15 protein-coding genes are annotated in these 13820 nt (G+C 58.5%); 9 read left to right on the plus strand and 6 right to left on the minus strand.

Annotation, left to right across the window (positions count from 1 at the left end; translation table 11 throughout):
* The coding region (locus WCL58_RS12825) for a LysR family transcriptional regulator (protein WP_336851248.1) at nt 1-332 on the minus strand (332 nt) is incomplete at its 3' end.
* A gap of 182 nt (nt 333-514) precedes the next feature.
* Between WCL58_RS12825 and WCL58_RS12830 the strand changes: the two genes are divergently transcribed.
* Genes WCL58_RS12830 through WCL58_RS12840 form a run of 3 tightly spaced genes read left to right on the plus strand, consistent with a single transcriptional unit; the run spans nt 515 to nt 2362 of the window.
* On the plus strand, nt 515-895 hold the full coding sequence (locus WCL58_RS12830) for a YidH family protein (RefSeq protein ID WP_336851249.1): 381 nt from the start codon (nt 515-517) through the stop codon (nt 893-895).
* On the plus strand, nt 892-1203 hold the full coding sequence (locus tag WCL58_RS12835; RefSeq protein ID WP_141958959.1) for a DUF202 domain-containing protein: 312 nt from the start codon (nt 892-894) through the stop codon (nt 1201-1203). Before WCL58_RS12830 ends, WCL58_RS12835 begins: the two co-directional genes overlap by 4 nt.
* A 37-nt stretch (nt 1204-1240) precedes the next feature.
* Nucleotides 1241-2362, plus strand: coding sequence for a CaiB/BaiF CoA transferase family protein (locus WCL58_RS12840; RefSeq protein ID WP_336851250.1), 1122 nt, complete (start codon nt 1241-1243; stop codon nt 2360-2362).
* Between the two features lie 568 nt (nt 2363-2930).
* Here WCL58_RS12840 and ychF read toward each other — a convergent pair.
* A complete protein-coding gene (gene ychF / locus WCL58_RS12845) occupies nt 2931-4022 on the minus strand; it encodes a redox-regulated ATPase YchF (RefSeq protein ID WP_049211448.1) in 1092 nt (363 codons plus the stop codon).
* Nucleotides 4023-4356: 334 nt separating this feature from the next.
* Here ychF and WCL58_RS12850 point away from each other — a divergent pair, with 334 nt between their 5' ends.
* On the plus strand, nt 4357-5886 hold the full coding sequence (locus tag WCL58_RS12850) for a SulP family inorganic anion transporter (protein WP_336851251.1): 1530 nt from the start codon (nt 4357-4359) through the stop codon (nt 5884-5886).
* A 37-nt stretch (nt 5887-5923) separates the two neighbouring features.
* Here the strand turns inward: WCL58_RS12850 and pth are convergent, their stop codons facing one another.
* Nucleotides 5924-6514 (minus strand): aminoacyl-tRNA hydrolase, encoded by a 591-nt coding sequence (pth, locus tag WCL58_RS12855; protein ID WP_028128042.1) that lies wholly within the window; start codon nt 6512-6514, stop codon nt 5924-5926.
* A gap of 301 nt (nt 6515-6815) precedes the next feature.
* Between pth and ychH the strand changes: the two genes are divergently transcribed.
* On the plus strand, nt 6816-7094 hold the full coding sequence (gene ychH / locus WCL58_RS12860; RefSeq protein WP_025160276.1) for a stress-induced protein YchH: 279 nt from the start codon (nt 6816-6818) through the stop codon (nt 7092-7094).
* A gap of 185 nt (nt 7095-7279) precedes the next feature.
* Here the strand turns inward: ychH and prs are convergent, their stop codons facing one another.
* The 3 genes from prs to lolB form a co-directional block, all read right to left on the minus strand.
* A complete protein-coding gene (prs, locus tag WCL58_RS12865; RefSeq protein ID WP_004941061.1) occupies nt 7280-8227 on the minus strand; it encodes a ribose-phosphate diphosphokinase in 948 nt (315 codons plus the stop codon).
* Between the two features lie 174 nt (nt 8228-8401).
* Nucleotides 8402-9268: a 4-(cytidine 5'-diphospho)-2-C-methyl-D-erythritol kinase gene (gene ispE, locus WCL58_RS12870; protein WP_336851252.1), complete on the minus strand. Its 867-nt coding sequence runs from the start codon at nt 9266-9268 to the stop codon at nt 8402-8404.
* Nucleotides 9265-9888 carry a lipoprotein insertase outer membrane protein LolB gene (gene lolB, locus WCL58_RS12875; protein WP_084826372.1) on the minus strand — a complete coding sequence of 208 codons (624 nt, stop codon included), beginning with the start codon at nt 9886-9888 and terminating at the stop codon, nt 9265-9267. The genes ispE and lolB overlap by 4 nt, the downstream gene beginning before the upstream one ends.
* Before the next feature lie 299 nt (nt 9889-10187).
* Here lolB and WCL58_RS12880 point away from each other — a divergent pair, with 299 nt between their 5' ends.
* The 4 genes from WCL58_RS12880 to prmC all read left to right on the plus strand — a co-directional run bounded on the left by WCL58_RS12880 (nt 10188) and on the right by prmC (nt 13798).
* Nucleotides 10188-10331, plus strand: a complete 144-nt coding sequence (locus WCL58_RS12880; RefSeq protein ID WP_154618166.1) for a hypothetical protein — start codon at nt 10188-10190, stop codon at nt 10329-10331.
* Between the two features lie 254 nt (nt 10332-10585).
* Nucleotides 10586-11848, plus strand: a complete 1263-nt coding sequence (gene hemA / locus WCL58_RS12885) for a glutamyl-tRNA reductase (RefSeq protein ID WP_033638164.1) — start codon at nt 10586-10588, stop codon at nt 11846-11848.
* Nucleotides 11849-11879: 31 nt separating this feature from the next.
* Nucleotides 11880-12965 carry a peptide chain release factor 1 gene (gene prfA / locus WCL58_RS12890; protein ID WP_033638166.1) on the plus strand — a complete coding sequence of 362 codons (1086 nt, stop codon included), beginning with the start codon at nt 11880-11882 and terminating at the stop codon, nt 12963-12965.
* Complete coding sequence (gene prmC / locus WCL58_RS12895) at nt 12965-13798, plus strand: peptide chain release factor N(5)-glutamine methyltransferase (protein ID WP_060419374.1); 834 nt, start codon at nt 12965-12967, stop codon at nt 13796-13798. The genes prfA and prmC overlap by 1 nt, the downstream gene beginning before the upstream one ends.
* Nucleotides 13799-13820 lie beyond the last annotated feature (22 nt).

Below are 13820 nucleotides of genomic sequence, written 5' to 3' on the forward strand. Positions count from 1 at the left end.
TCAATAATCAATGGCAAGAGAAGCGCCGATGCAGTCACGGGAATAGCAATGGCCACTCGACCTTTTGGGTTGCCCTTAGTCGATTCCAGTTCATCCTTTACGGAATCGATGGTTTGTAGCGTCGAACGGGCGATCTCATAGAGGCGTCGCCCGGCATCGGTCAGCTTGACGCCATCATGCACGCGTTCAAGCAATTGAATCTCCAGCTCGCTTTCCAGCAGGTTTATCTGTCTGCTGAGTGCCGGTTGCGCAATATAGGATCGGCGTGCCGCTGCGGAGAAACTTCCGGCTTCGGCGATGGCCACCAGATATCGTAATTGTTTGAGTGTCATCGAAGAACTCCGCGCCATGCCGGCAAGTTATGGACTGTATTGAACGACGATCTTGGTGCCGCGCTCCGGGGATGACTAAAATTCTATTATGGCTTTTATATGACCCTTTTATTGCATTTTATGCAATACAGCCTGGCTATCTTTATCTGTGTTTTGCACAGGATCACAATGGAATACGCTGCATGAAGCCGACCGATTTCCCTTCTGCCTTAACCCGGCGGTTACTTGGCCAGGGGCAAGAGCCGGATCCACGCTTTACTTTGGCCAACGAACGCACGTTCCTGGCCTGGATCCGTACTGCATTAGCGCTGTTAGCCTCCGGCATTGCCGTGGAGGCTTTTGCTTTGGAGATGTTCAGCCCCGGTGCTAAACAAACGTTGGTCGTGGGTCTGCTGAGCCTGAGTTTGATCGTCAGTCTCAGCGCCTTTTACCGCTGGTTAAGCGTTGAAAGAGCACTGCGGCAACAGGCCGCGTTGCCGATGTCACTGTTTACGCCGGTGCTGTCATTGAGCTGCGCGGCACTGATTGTCGGCGTGATGGCGATGTTCTGGGGGCAACGATGAGCGATGCCGGATTGCAACCGGAACGCACCTCGCTGGCCTGGAAACGTACGCAGATTCAGTTGATTCTGGTGATTTGCATGGCTTTTCGCTGCCTGCAATACCACTCACCATTGGTTACAGCACTCGTCTTCGTAACCGCGTTGCTCGCTTTGCTGGCACTCGTTGAGCAGCGCCTCAGCTACCGTCGCGGCCTTCTCGGTATCGCCGGGCGCATTCCAACCTGCAATCCACGACCGGTGCTGGTGCTTTCATTCTCTTCGGTGCTGCTAGCGGTTCTCGCCTTATTTTCCGTTCTGACAACCGTCTGAAGTTCGGCGGGTGAATTCCTATGACATGGAGCACGATATGAAGAAACCAGACTGGTCCTGCCTCAAAGATGTAAAGATTATCGATGTCAGTCAACTGTTGCCCGGCCCCCACGCCACTTCACTGCTGTTGCAGCTGGGGGCCGAAGTCATCAAGGTCGAACAACCTGGCATCGGCGACAGCTCCCGCGGGTTAGGCAGCGCCGTCTTTGCACAGTTTAATCGGGGAAAACGTTCCATAGCCTTGGATCTAAAGGAACCGGCTGGCAAAGCCGCATTTCTCGAACTGGTGAAAGGTTGCGACGCCTTGGTCGAAGGGTTTCGTCCCGGCATCATGCAGCGTCTGGGGCTTGGCTATGAGGATCTTGCCAAGGTCAATCCGGCTATTGTGCTGTGTTCGATTTCAGGTTTTGGTCAGACCGGCCCCTACGCTTCCCATGCCGGCCATGACCTGAATTACCTCGCTCTGGCCGGGTACTGGTCAATTCCGGTACAGGTTGAAGACAAGATTGCTCGACCCAAGGTTCGCCTTTCCGACTATGCGGCTTCAGCCTACGCCGCCTTATCGTTGTCGGTGGCGATCATGAGCGCTCGCCAGCAGGGGATTGGCCAGCACCTGGATGTCTCGGTGCATGATGCCATTTTGTCCTGGACTGCCCATATGGCCTGGATGACCCGTGGCTTTGAGGACGACCCGATGGCTTCGCCGACGGTGATGCCCGAAAACGACCTATTCGAGACCAGTGACGGCCGCTACCTGGCTATGGGCATTCTCGAAAATAAATTCTGGATAACGCTGGGAGAAGTGTTGGGGGACGCTTTTCCACTATTGCGGGATGAACGCTTTGCCGAGCGTATGGGGCGCCAGGGCCACAAGCAGGAGGTGAACACACTGCTTAAGGAGATGTTTCTCAGCCATACTTTGGGGGAGTGGACGCGCATTTTTTCCGACCACGACCTCCCTTTTTCTCCGGCACTCAGTGCCAATGAACTGTTCCAGGATCCGCACGTGTTGTCACGTGGCTCCGTGAAGGTATTACCGGGGCAGCAGGCTATTCAGGTCGGCTTCCCGGTGAAGTTTTCCCGAGGCTTGCCGGAAAGCGATTCGTCGGTGCCAACGCTGGGTGAATACAGTATCGACACCTTTCGGGCGGATAATTGAGCTCTATCGTAATGCCTTATCGCAATTGATGGCTTTATACCTATACGAATGTGTTATGTCTTCTATTGAGATCTGTTATTGGTTGAATGAAAAAGACATCCTTAAGATGGTGCGTAATTGTTAACACCGTCGCATTTGGAAAACTGTACTCAATAAAGTGACAACAGGGTCAATGAGCACGATTCGTGTCGCCTGGGGGGCTCTGGTGAGTTTCCGAATTTCTTAGGGATTCATTGGCATGAATGACAGCCGGGAAAGACTGGCAATCTTAGGGCGCAATAAGGCGCAAATCGAAAACCTAGGGTTAATTGCTGACAGCCGGGAAAGACCGGCACTTATTTAGAATCTCGTTGCCTCATCGAACTGGGGGACAGGCTTGCGCATGCAAGCTTCCCATACGATATGAAAAAACCTTGCACAATTGAATACGAATACCTCCTGTGCTTTCCCCGTAAGCGGATGAACGAAAAATGACCTCAGCAGCTGCATTTCTATCACAATGAATTGATTTAAAACATTTGTGATCGCCGCAATAGCTGCTGAGGCCTGTGAATTACGCGAAAAACCGTTACACGTTAAACAAGAAGTTCATCACGTCGCCGTCTTTGACGATGTAGTCTTTACCTTCTGAGCGCATTTTGCCGGCTTCTTTGGCGCCTTGCTCACCCTTGTAGGTGATGAAGTCGTCAAAGGCGATGGTTTGCGCGCGGATAAAGCCTTTCTCGAAGTCGGTGTGGATCTTGCCGGCCGCCTGCGGGGCGGTAGCGCCGACCGGGATGGTCCAGGCGCGCACTTCTTTCACGCCGGCGGTGAAGTAGGTTTGCAGGTTCAGCAGCTCATAACCGGCGCGGATCACGCGGTTCAGGCCCGGCTCTTCCAGGCCCAGTTCGGCCATGAACTCGTCGCGATCTTCGTCTTCCAGCTCGGCGATGTCGGATTCCACGGCGGCGCACACGGCAACCACCACGGAGCCTTCGGCGTCGGCGATTTTACGTACGGTGTCCAGGTACGGGTTGTTCTCGAAGCCGTCTTCGTTGACGTTGGCGATGTACATGGTTGGCTTCAGGGTCAGGAAGCTCAGGTATTTGATCGCCGCTTTGTCTTCGTCGCTCAAATCCAGCGCGCGCAGCATGCCGGCGTTTTCCAGGTGCGGCAGGCATTTCTCCAGCGCCGCCAGCTCGGCTTTGGCGTCTTTGTCGCCGCCTTTGGCTTTCTTCTGCACGCGGTGGATGGCGCGCTCGCAGGTGTCCAGGTCAGACAGCGCCAGTTCGGTGTTGATCACGTCGATGTCTTCGGCGGGATCGACCTTGTTGTTGACGTGGATGATGTTGTCGTTCTCGAAGCAGCGCACCACGTGGCCGATGGCTTCGGTTTCGCGGATGTTGGTCAGGAACTGGTTGCCCAGGCCTTCACCCTTGGACGCGCCTTTCACCAGGCCGGCGATGTCGACGAATTCCATGGTGGTCGGCAGAATGCGCTGCGGCTTGACGATCTCGGCCAGCTTATCCAGACGCGGATCGGGCATCGGCACCACACCGGTGTTCGGTTCAATGGTGCAGAACGGGAAGTTGGCTGCTTCGATGCCCGCTTTGGTCAACGCGTTGAACAGGGTGGATTTGCCTACGTTAGGCAGGCCGACGATACCGCATTTGAATCCCATGTTGTAATCACCTTAAATATCTTAACTATCAGTCGGTTAGATTTAACCAACTGCATAAAGGGCAAAATAATGCCGCCATTATACACGTAATGGGCGTTTATCTCGATCAGACTTGCTTGGCCGGGGCGAATGCAGCGCGGGCGACCGGTTTTTGATTGAGATTTGGATCACATTTACCCATACTGGCCGTTCCGATTAACCGACAGGAAACGCGCCGGATGTATTTCTTGCCTACGCCACCCTGAGCTGTGCCCGCCTGCAGTCTGCCGCCCCTTGCGGTACCCCATACCCGCTACGCGGGGAGATGATGTCATCTGTCATAAGTGAATAATGCATGTTTAACCGGAGTAACGTCAGGATCGCGGACGTTAAAAATGAAGTCTTGGCGGGCTTTGTGGTGGCGGTTTCGATGATCCCCGAGGCGGTCGGCTTTTCGCTGGTCGCCGGTCTTTCGCCGATCGTCGGTTTACATACCGCGTTTATTATCGGCCTGGTCACGGCGCTGTTCGGCGGCAAGCCGGGCATGGTTTCCGGCGCCGCAGGTTCCATTGTGGTGGTGCTGATGAGTCTGGCGGCGCAGTACGGCATGGGTTACGTGCTGTGGGCCACGCTGTTTGCCGGGGGGATTCAAATCCTGATCGGCGCCTTCCGGCTGGGCAAGTTCATTCGTCTGGTGCCGCTGCCGGCGATCCACGGCTTCGTCAATGGCCTGGCGATCGTCATCATGCTGGCGCAGCTGAAGATGATCGCCGGGCAGGGGCCGCTGATGTACGGCCTGGTGGCGCTGGCGATTGCGGTGGTGGTGCTGTTCCCGCGCCTGACCAAAGCCATTCCGTCTTCGCTGGCGGCGCTGCTGGTGGTTTCGGCGTTGGCGATCGGCCTCAATCTGCATACGTTGCGGGTGGGCGATCTGGCGGACATTTCCGGCGCGCTGCCGCACTTCAGTCTGCCGACGGCGCCGTTTACCCTGGAGATGGTGCGGGTGGTGCTGCCCTATGCGGTGGTGATCGCCCTGGTCGGTTTGATTGAATCGCTGCTGACCATGACGGTGCTGGATGAAATGGGCGGCAAGAAGGGCAACGGCAACCGTGAAAGCATCGCGCAGGGCGCCGGTAACGCGGTGTGCGGCCTGTTCGGCTGCTTCGCCGGCTGTGCGATGATCGGTCAGTCGATCATCAACTTTACCTCGGGCGGGCGCGGGCGCATCTCCGGCACGGTGGGCGCTATCCTGCTGATTTTGTTCGTGGTCAGCCTGTCGCGCTATATCGGCCTGCTGCCGGTGGCGGCGTTGGCCGGGGTCATGCTGGTGGTGTGTTACAACACCTTCGAATGGAGTTCGCTGCGCCGTTTGCGCCGTATGCCGAAGGCAGACGCGCTGGTGATGGTCGCCGTCACGTTGATCACCATCTTTACCGATCTGGCGGTGGCGGTGATCAGCGGGGTGATTATCTCGGCGCTGGTGTTCGCCTGGCAGCAGGCGCGCATTCGCGTGCGCCAGCGGCAGGTGACGGGCGACGTGGCGGTGTATCAACTGGATGGCCCGCTGTTCTTCGGCTCTGCCGCGGCTTTCGCCGAGCTGTTCGAGCCGCAAAGCGATCCGCAGAACGTGGTGCTGGATTTTGCCGGCACCCGGGTGATGGATTCCAGCGGCGTAGAAGCGATAGATAAGCTGACGGCGCGTTATCTGGCGGCGGGGAAAAGCATTCGTCTGCGCCACCTGAGCGGTGACTGCGTGCGCCTGCTCAAGCGCGCCGGGCCGTTCTGCAGCCATGAGCTGGACGATCCGCAGTATTACGTGGCGGAAGAGGGATTCGCCGCCGATGACCGCCGCGTGAGCGAGGAGACCTTCAACCCACGCGGCTAGAAGCCGGCAGCGGGCAGGGCGCCCGCTGCGGCAAAGTTCAGGCCTGCGCCTTGAAACTGTGCAGGCGCTGAACGGTTTTTTCCAGCCCGTCCTTCATCAGCATCTCGGTGCAGCGCAGCGATTCATCGATCGCTTCGTCAATCATCTTCTGCTCGCCGGCCGGCGGTTTGCCGAGCACGAAGCCCACCACCTTGTTCTTGTCGCCCGGATGGCCGATGCCGATGCGCAGGCGGTAGAAGTTCGGGTTATTGCCGAACTTGTTCTGGATGTCTTTCAGGCCGTTGTGGCCGCCGTTGCCGCCGCCGAGCTTGATTTTGGCCACGCCGGGCGGCAGATCCAGCTCGTCGTGCGCCACCAAAATCTCGTTCGGCTCGATGCGGTAGAAGTTGGCCATCGCCAGCACCGCTTTGCCGCTCAGGTTCATGAAGGTGGTCGGCACCAGCAGGCGCACGTCGTTGCCCGCCAGGTTCAAGCGGGCGGTGTAACCGAAGAACTTGCTCTCTTCTTTCAGCTGCTGATTGTGGCGCTGGGCCAGCAGATCGACGTACCAGGCGCCGGCGTTGTGGCGCGTCTGGGCGTATTCCGCGCCCGGGTTGGCCAGGCCGACTATCAATTTAATACTGCTCACTGGGAGATTCGCTATGATCAGGGTAATGGAAAGGGCCTTAGTCTACCTGCCGGGGCGGCGAATGACAAAATCCGATCTCCGCCGTCGCCTTAGGTAAGAAAGACGAATGATTCATTAGCTGAATAATTCAATTTGTCCGCTAATTTTCAGCGGCGTGTTAAGAAGTGTCAATAATTCTTTACCATTTGTGATCGCCTCCGCAATCCCCTTGCCGCCACAAGGACTATACTTAACTTATCAAAGTGGGTTAACAAGTTGCAGCGTTATCCCGGTTGGCACATGGCAATCATGGAGGTGGCATATGAAACGTAGAAACGCGGACAGAATGGGCAACTTTTTTATGGGGCTGGGCCTGGTCGTGATGATCGGTGGTGTCGGATACTCCATTATTGCTGAAGTATCCCAGTTCGATTTACCGCAATTTTTCGCCCACGGCGCCATCATGAGTATCTTCGTCGGCGCGCTGTTGTGGCTGGTAGGCGCGCGTATCGGCGGTCGCGAGCAGGTAGCGGATCGCTACTGGTGGGTAAAACACTTTGATAAACGGTGCCGTAACGACCAACATCGTTCGTCGCATTGATTAAAAAATCAGAAGGGAAGCAAGAGCAGGGCAAGGGAATATCTGCCATGCATTAAGGTCTGAGGTCATGTTGGACTACGAGTAGAAAACCCGTTGTTGCTCACGCACCAACGGGTTTTTCTTTTTCTGCTGTCGGGCTCGCTATCTTTCCGGCACGGTGGGCGCCGCACCGGAAAGACGACGAATCAATGCTCGAACATCGCAGAGATCGACTCTTCGTTGCTGATGCGGCGGATGGCTTCAGCCAGCATGCCGGACAGGGTCAGAGTGCGAACGTTTTTCAGTGCCTTGATTTCCGGCGACAGTGGAATGGTGTCGCAGACGATCACTTCATCAATCACCGAGTTCTTGATGTTGTCCACGGCGTTGCCAGAGAAGATCGGGTGCGTCGCGTAGGCGAATACGCGCTTGGCACCGCGTTCCTTCAACGCTTCAGCCGCTTTACACAAGGTACCGCCGGTGTCGATCATGTCGTCGACCAGCACGCAGTCGCGGCCTGCCACGTCACCGATGATGTGCATCACCTGAGAAACGTTCGCGCGCGGGCGGCGTTTGTCGATGATGGCCATGTCGGTGTCGTTCAGCAGTTTAGCGATGGCGCGAGCACGCACGACGCCGCCGATGTCCGGGGAAACCACGATTGGGTTTTCCAGGTTCTGCTGCAGCATGTCTTCCAGCAGGATCGGGCTGCCGAACACGTTGTCTACCGGTACGTCGAAGAAGCCTTGAATCTGTTCAGCATGCAGATCCACCGTCAGAACGCGGTCAACCCCTACGCTGGAGAGGAAATCGGCAACCACCTTGGCGGTGATTGGCACGCGCGCGGAACGCACGCGGCGATCCTGGCGTGCATAGCCGAAGTAAGGGATAACGGCGGTAATACGACCTGCGGAGGCGCGACGCAGGGCGTCGACCATCACAACCAGTTCCATCAGGTTGTCGTTGGTTGGGGCACAGGTGGACTGGATGATGAAAATATCACCGCCGCGTACATTTTCGTTGATTTGCACGCTCACTTCGCCGTCGCTAAAACGACCTACAGCGGCGTCACCAAGGCTGGTGTACAAACGGTTGGCAATACGTTGTGCTAGTTCCGGGGTGGCGTTACCAGCAAAAAGCTTCATATCAGGCACGAGAAGAACCTCAGGCTTGCGTCCAGAGAAGATATTGTCATACGACATCGCCAAGGGGCAGTTGGCGACGCCGGCGCAATATACATACGGGTATGTAAAACTAAAATTGAGACCGCAGGCAGCGCAGGGATAACAGGGCCAGGTGTGCATGACCCTGCGCAGCGAAACGTTGAGCTACGACTCAAACCGCCCGGAACGAATGCGATGTAGTGGGGAGACGTTAACGCCGCGCGCTACAAAACCACACAACCACTCCGGGGCTTGATTTAACACCTGACGGGCGGCGATTTCTGTGTCGAATTCAGCAAACACACAAGCACCTGTGCCAGTCAGGCGTGACGGGGCGTATTCTAACAGCCATGAAAGAAGCTGTTCAACCTCGCGAAAACGTTTTCTTGCGATCGGTTCGCAATCATTTGCGTACGGCGCCTGCAACAGCTCACTTAAGGAGCGAACCGGGGTGTCTCTTTTCAATTCGGGGTCACCGAAGATAACCGGTGTCGGGATGCCGACGCCGGGATGCGCCACCAGATACCACTTTTCCTGCGGCTCGGCCGGCTGCAGACGCTCGCCGATGCCTTCGGCGAAGGCGGCGTGGCCGCACACGAACACCGGCACGTCGGCGCCGAGGCTGAGCCCCAGCTCGGCCAGTTGGTCGTCGCCAAGACCGCAGCGCCACAGTTCGTTGAGCGCCACCAGTACGGTGGCGGCGTTGGAGGAGCCACCGCCCAGGCCGCCGCCCATCGGTAGGCGCTTGTCGATGCTGATATCGGCGCCGCGCGGTGCGGTCTGCAGGCCGCGCTCATCGCAATAGCGCTGCAGCAAGCGGGCGGCGCGCACGATCAGGTTCTGTTCGTCCGGCACGCCGTCGACCGGCGTCAGCAGATGAATGCGGTCGTCCTGGCGCGGGTCAATGGTCAGGGTGTCGCCGTAGTCCAAAAACTGAAACAGCGTCTGCAGCAGGTGATAGCCGTCTTCACGACGGCCGGTGATGTACAAAAACAGGTTGAGTTTCGCGGGGGAGGGCCACTGGCGAATCATTTGAGCGTCCAGTTATCCATCTTCAGCTTGATGCGCTGCTCACCCTGCTGCAGCTCCAGACGGTTCGGCAGCGTCGGCTGCACCTCGTTGCTGTAGCCCTGGTAATCCACCTTCCAGGTCTGGCCGCCTTGCTGATAGGTCAGCTTGTTCAGGCGATATTGGTCATCCAGCGCAAAATCGTTGGCTTCGCCCGGCAGGCCGAGCATCCACTGGCGCAGGTTGTTCAGCGGGATCGCCATGCCGGTCAGCTTGCGGATCATCTCTTCCGGGTTGTCGCTGACGTAGCGTTTGCCCTGGTTGTCGGTCAGCTGCACCACGTTTTTCTGCACGTTGAGATCCATTTCAGTGCTGCCCAGCGGGTTGGTCAACAGCAGACGGTAGCGCTCCGGCGAGAACTGCTGCCAGAAGAAGCGGGCGTAGACTTTTTTCTGATCAGACAAGTAGGCGAAGGAGCCGCGGGTCTGATAGGTGCTGAGCTGCTGCACCGCCTGCTCATGGGCGCGCCACTGCGGAGAAGTCGGGCTGGTGGCCGGGCCGGTCGGCTTAGTGGTGGTACAGGCGGCCAGCACCAGGCTAGCCAGCGGGATCAGACGGAGCAAACTAACTTTGCGTATTGGCATAACTTTCTCTTGTCCTTTTGTCCTTGCGGGCATGCGCGACGAAACCCGGATTCAGCGCTCACGCTAACGGGGCGGCGGCGGCGCGTCAATTTTTTGCTGCATCGCGTTGAATCTTGCCGCTTTTACCGGCGCAATGCCAACCCGGTACGCGCATTGGGGCGTCATTAAGATTAACACAATCGTTTCGTGCCGTTGTCCGGGGGCAACAATTTTCGATACGGCGGGGTGACCGCCGTTAGCGTTTGGTTGATGTTTACCTCGCTATGCTGCCGGGGGTTTTTGTTGCGGGAAATAATCGAATGAAGATTGCGGCGCGGATAATCATTTCGCTTCTGTGCTTTGCCGGCGCGGTATTTTTTTATTTTCAGGCCAAGCAGGTTTTTTGCCAGCAGGTCTCTTTTATCCTGGATCCCTCCTACCGTTGCGGCACGCTGGGTTGGTAAACGCGCGGATTATAAGCGGATAACCTGCAGGTTTTACCGAATCCTGTGCGGGAGATCGCATCCTGCGCTAAAATTCAGTATGTTATGTCGTCAAATTATAAATCATCTCACTGTATTTATTAATTATTCATCGATTGATGCCGTCTATGGCAATGATTGAACGGAAGATGCGGTTGTTACTTTTATTGATCCTGCGCATCAAGTAGAATGCCGTTCAACGAGAACCCGTACCAACAGAAGTATTACTCGAAGCAATGACCCTGCTGGCGTTAGGTATAAATCACAAAACCGCTCCGGTTTCTCTGCGTGAAAGGGTGACCTTCTCGCCAGAGTCCATCGATGAGGCGCTGACCAGCTTGCTCCAACAACCGTTGGTGCAGGGCGGCGTCGTGTTGTCCACCTGCAACCGCACCGAGCTGTACCTCAGCGTAGAGCAGCAGGAACACATGCACGAGCAGCTGGTCGCCTGGCTGTGCGCCTACCACAACCTGCGCCCGGAAGAGGTGAAGAAAAGCCTGTACTGGCATCAGGGCAACGACGCGGTCAGCCATTTGATGCGGGTGGCCAGCGGGTTGGACTCATTGGTGCTGGGCGAACCGCAGATCCTCGGGCAGGTCAAAAAGGCCTTCGCCGAGTCGCAACGCGGCCAGTCGCTGTCCGGCGAGCTGGAGCGTCTGTTCCAGAAATCCTTCTCCGTCGCCAAGCGCGTGCGTACCGAAACCGACATCGGTGCCAGCGCGGTCTCCGTGGCTTTTGCCGCCTGTACCCTGGCGCGCCAGATCTTCGAATCGCTGGCCGATCTCAACGTCTTGCTGGTGGGCGCCGGTGAAACCATCGAGCTGGTGGCGCGCCACCTGCGCGAACACAAAGTGCGGCACATGATCATCGCCAACCGCACCCGCGAGCGCGCCCAGCTGCTGGCGGACGAGGTCGGCGCGGAGGTGATCACCCTGCCGGAGATCGACGAACGCCTGGCGGACGCCGACATCATCATCAGTTCCACCGCCAGCCCGCTGCCGATCATCGGTAAGGGGATGGTGGAGCGCGCGCTGAAGGCGCGCCGCAACCAGCCGATGCTGCTGGTGGATATCGCCGTACCGCGCGACATCGAACCGGAAGTCGGCAAACTGGCCAACGCCTATCTCTACAGCGTGGACGATCTGCACGCCATCATTCAAAGCAACCTGGCGCAGCGCAAAGCGGCGGCGGTGCAGGCGGAGTCGATCGTGCAGCAGGAAAGCACCAACTTCATGGCCTGGCTGCGCTCGCAGGGCGCGGTGGAAACCATCCGCGACTACCGTTCGCAGGCCGACCAAATTCGCGCAGAGATGGAGGCCAAAGCGCTGGCCGCCATCGCGCAGGGCGCCAACGTGGAGCAGGTTATTCACGAGCTGGCCCATAAACTGACCAACCGTCTTATTCATGCCCCCACCAAATCCCTCCAGCAGGCCGCCGGCGACGGCGACGTGGAGCGGTTGCAGTTATTACGCGACAGCCTCGGGCTGGATCAGCATTAGTTTTCTCTATTAACAGGGTTTATTACCACGCATGAAGCCTTCTATTGTTGCCAAACTGGAAGCGTTACAAGAGCGCCATGAAGAAGTGCAGGCGCTGCTCGGCGATGCCGGCGTTATCGCCGACCAAGACCGGTTCCGCGCGCTGTCGCGAGAATACGCGCAGCTGACCGACGTCAGCCGCTGCTTCCTGGAATGGCGTCAGGTGCAGGAGGATCTGGAGACGGCGGAAATGATGCTGGACGATCCGGAGATGCGCGAGATGGCGCAGGAAGAGCTGAAACAGGCGCGGGCGGCCAGCGAAGAGCTGGAGCAGCAGCTGCAGGTGTTGCTGCTGCCGAAAGATCCGGACGATGAGCGCAGCTGCTTCCTCGAAGTGCGCGCCGGCACCGGCGGCGATGAGGCGGCGATCTTTGCCGGCGATCTGTTCCGCATGTACAGCCGCTATGCGGAAAGCCGCCGCTGGCGCGTCGAGGTAATGAGCGCCAACGAAGGCGAGCACGGCGGCTTTAAAGAAGTGATCGCCAAAGTCTCCGGCGACGGCGTGTACGGCCAGCTGAAGTTTGAATCCGGCGGCCACCGCGTGCAGCGCGTGCCGGAAACCGAGTCCCAGGGGCGCATCCACACCTCCGCCTGCACCGTGGCGGTGATGCCGGAAGTGCCGGAAGCCGAGCTGCCGGACATCAACCCGGGCGATCTGAAAATCGACACCTTCCGCTCCTCCGGCGCCGGTGGTCAGCACGTTAACACCACCGACTCGGCGATCCGCATCACCCACTTGCCGACCGGCATCGTGGTGGAGTGCCAGGACGAGCGTTCACAGCACAAAAACAAAGCCAAGGCGATGTCGGTGCTGGGCGCGCGCATTCGCGCCGCCGAGATGGCCAAGCGCCAGCAGGCCGAGGCGTCCACGCGCCGCAACCTGCTGGGCAGCGGCGACCGTTCTGACCGTAACCGTACCTACAACTTCCCGCAGGGGCGGGTGACCGACCACCGCATCAACCTGACGCTCTACCGCCTGGACGAGGTGATGGAAGGCAAACTGGACATGCTGATCCAACCGATCGTGCAAGAGTATCAGGCCGACCAGCTGGCTGCGCTGTCCGCCGAGCAAGAGTGATGGACTATCAACACTGGCTGAAAGCCGCCGCCGCGCGTTTGACCCACAGCGACAGCGCCCGGCGCGACGCGGAAATCCTGTTGGGTTTCGTGACCGGCAAGGCCAGAACCTTCCTGATGGCGTTCGGTGAAACCCTGCTGACGCCGCCGCAGCAACAGCAGCTGGAGACGCTGCTGGCGCGCCGCGAACGCGGTGAGCCGGTGGCCTATCTGGTGGGCGAGCGCGAATTTTGGTCGCTGCCGCTGTCGGTTTCACCCGCAACGCTGATCCCACGCCCGGATACCGAATGCCTGGTGGAGCTGGCGCTGGCGCGCCTGCCGCCGCAACCCTGCCACTTCCTCGATCTCGGCACCGGCACCGGCGCCATCGCGCTGGCGCTGGCCAGCGAGCGCCCGGACTGTTCGGCTATCGGCGTCGATGTGCAGCCGGAAGCGGTCGCGCTGGCGCAGCACAATGCGCACAAGCTGAAGATCGACAACGTCCGATTTCTACAGGGCAGCTGGTTTGCGCCGGTGGCGGGGCAACGCTTCGCGCTGATCGCCAGCAATCCGCCCTATATCGACGCCGCCGATCCGCATTTGTCGCAGGGCGACGTGCGCTTCGAGCCCGGCAGCGCGCTGGTCGCCGCCGATCGTGGGTTGGCGGATCTGGCCGCCATCGTGCGCCAGGCGCCGCACCATTTGCAGCCCCAGGGCTGGCTGCTGTTGGAACATGGCTGGCAGCAGGGCGAGAGCGTGCGTGCGCTGCTGCAGGCCGCCGGATTTTCCGCTGTCGCCACCCACCGTGATTATGGCGACAACGACCGCGTGACGCTCGGCCAATGGCCGGGATAAGCGCCTCTCATAATAACGACGC

The sequence above is a fragment of the Serratia sp. TMDUHS_CL genome, assembly GCF_037137105.1.
GTDB lineage: Bacteria > Pseudomonadota > Gammaproteobacteria > Enterobacterales > Enterobacteriaceae > Serratia > Serratia nevei.

What these genes read in the sequence shown, in the direction of transcription:
- WCL58_RS12830 (WP_336851249.1), top strand. Translation starts at nt 515, where the DNA reads ATGAAGCCGACCGATTTCCCTTCTGCCTTAACCCGGCGGTTACTTGGC.
- WCL58_RS12835 (WP_141958959.1), top strand. Translation starts at nt 892, where the DNA reads ATGAGCGATGCCGGATTGCAACCGGAACGCACCTCGCTGGCCTGGAAA.
- WCL58_RS12840 (WP_336851250.1), top strand. Translation starts at nt 1,241, where the DNA reads ATGAAGAAACCAGACTGGTCCTGCCTCAAAGATGTAAAGATTATCGAT.
- ychF (WP_049211448.1), bottom strand. Translation starts at nt 4,022, where the DNA reads ATGGGATTCAAATGCGGTATCGTCGGCCTGCCTAACGTAGGCAAATCC.
- WCL58_RS12850 (WP_336851251.1), top strand. Translation starts at nt 4,357, where the DNA reads ATGTTTAACCGGAGTAACGTCAGGATCGCGGACGTTAAAAATGAAGTC.
- ychH (WP_025160276.1), top strand. Translation starts at nt 6,816, where the DNA reads ATGAAACGTAGAAACGCGGACAGAATGGGCAACTTTTTTATGGGGCTG.
- ispE (WP_336851252.1), bottom strand. Translation starts at nt 9,268, where the DNA reads ATGATTCGCCAGTGGCCCTCCCCCGCGAAACTCAACCTGTTTTTGTAC.
- lolB (WP_084826372.1), bottom strand. Translation starts at nt 9,888, where the DNA reads ATGCCAATACGCAAAGTTAGTTTGCTCCGTCTGATCCCGCTGGCTAGC.
- WCL58_RS12880 (WP_154618166.1), top strand. Translation starts at nt 10,188, where the DNA reads ATGAAGATTGCGGCGCGGATAATCATTTCGCTTCTGTGCTTTGCCGGC.
- hemA (WP_033638164.1), top strand. Translation starts at nt 10,586, where the DNA reads ATGACCCTGCTGGCGTTAGGTATAAATCACAAAACCGCTCCGGTTTCT.
- prfA (WP_033638166.1), top strand. Translation starts at nt 11,880, where the DNA reads ATGAAGCCTTCTATTGTTGCCAAACTGGAAGCGTTACAAGAGCGCCAT.
- prmC (WP_060419374.1), top strand. Translation starts at nt 12,965, where the DNA reads ATGGACTATCAACACTGGCTGAAAGCCGCCGCCGCGCGTTTGACCCAC.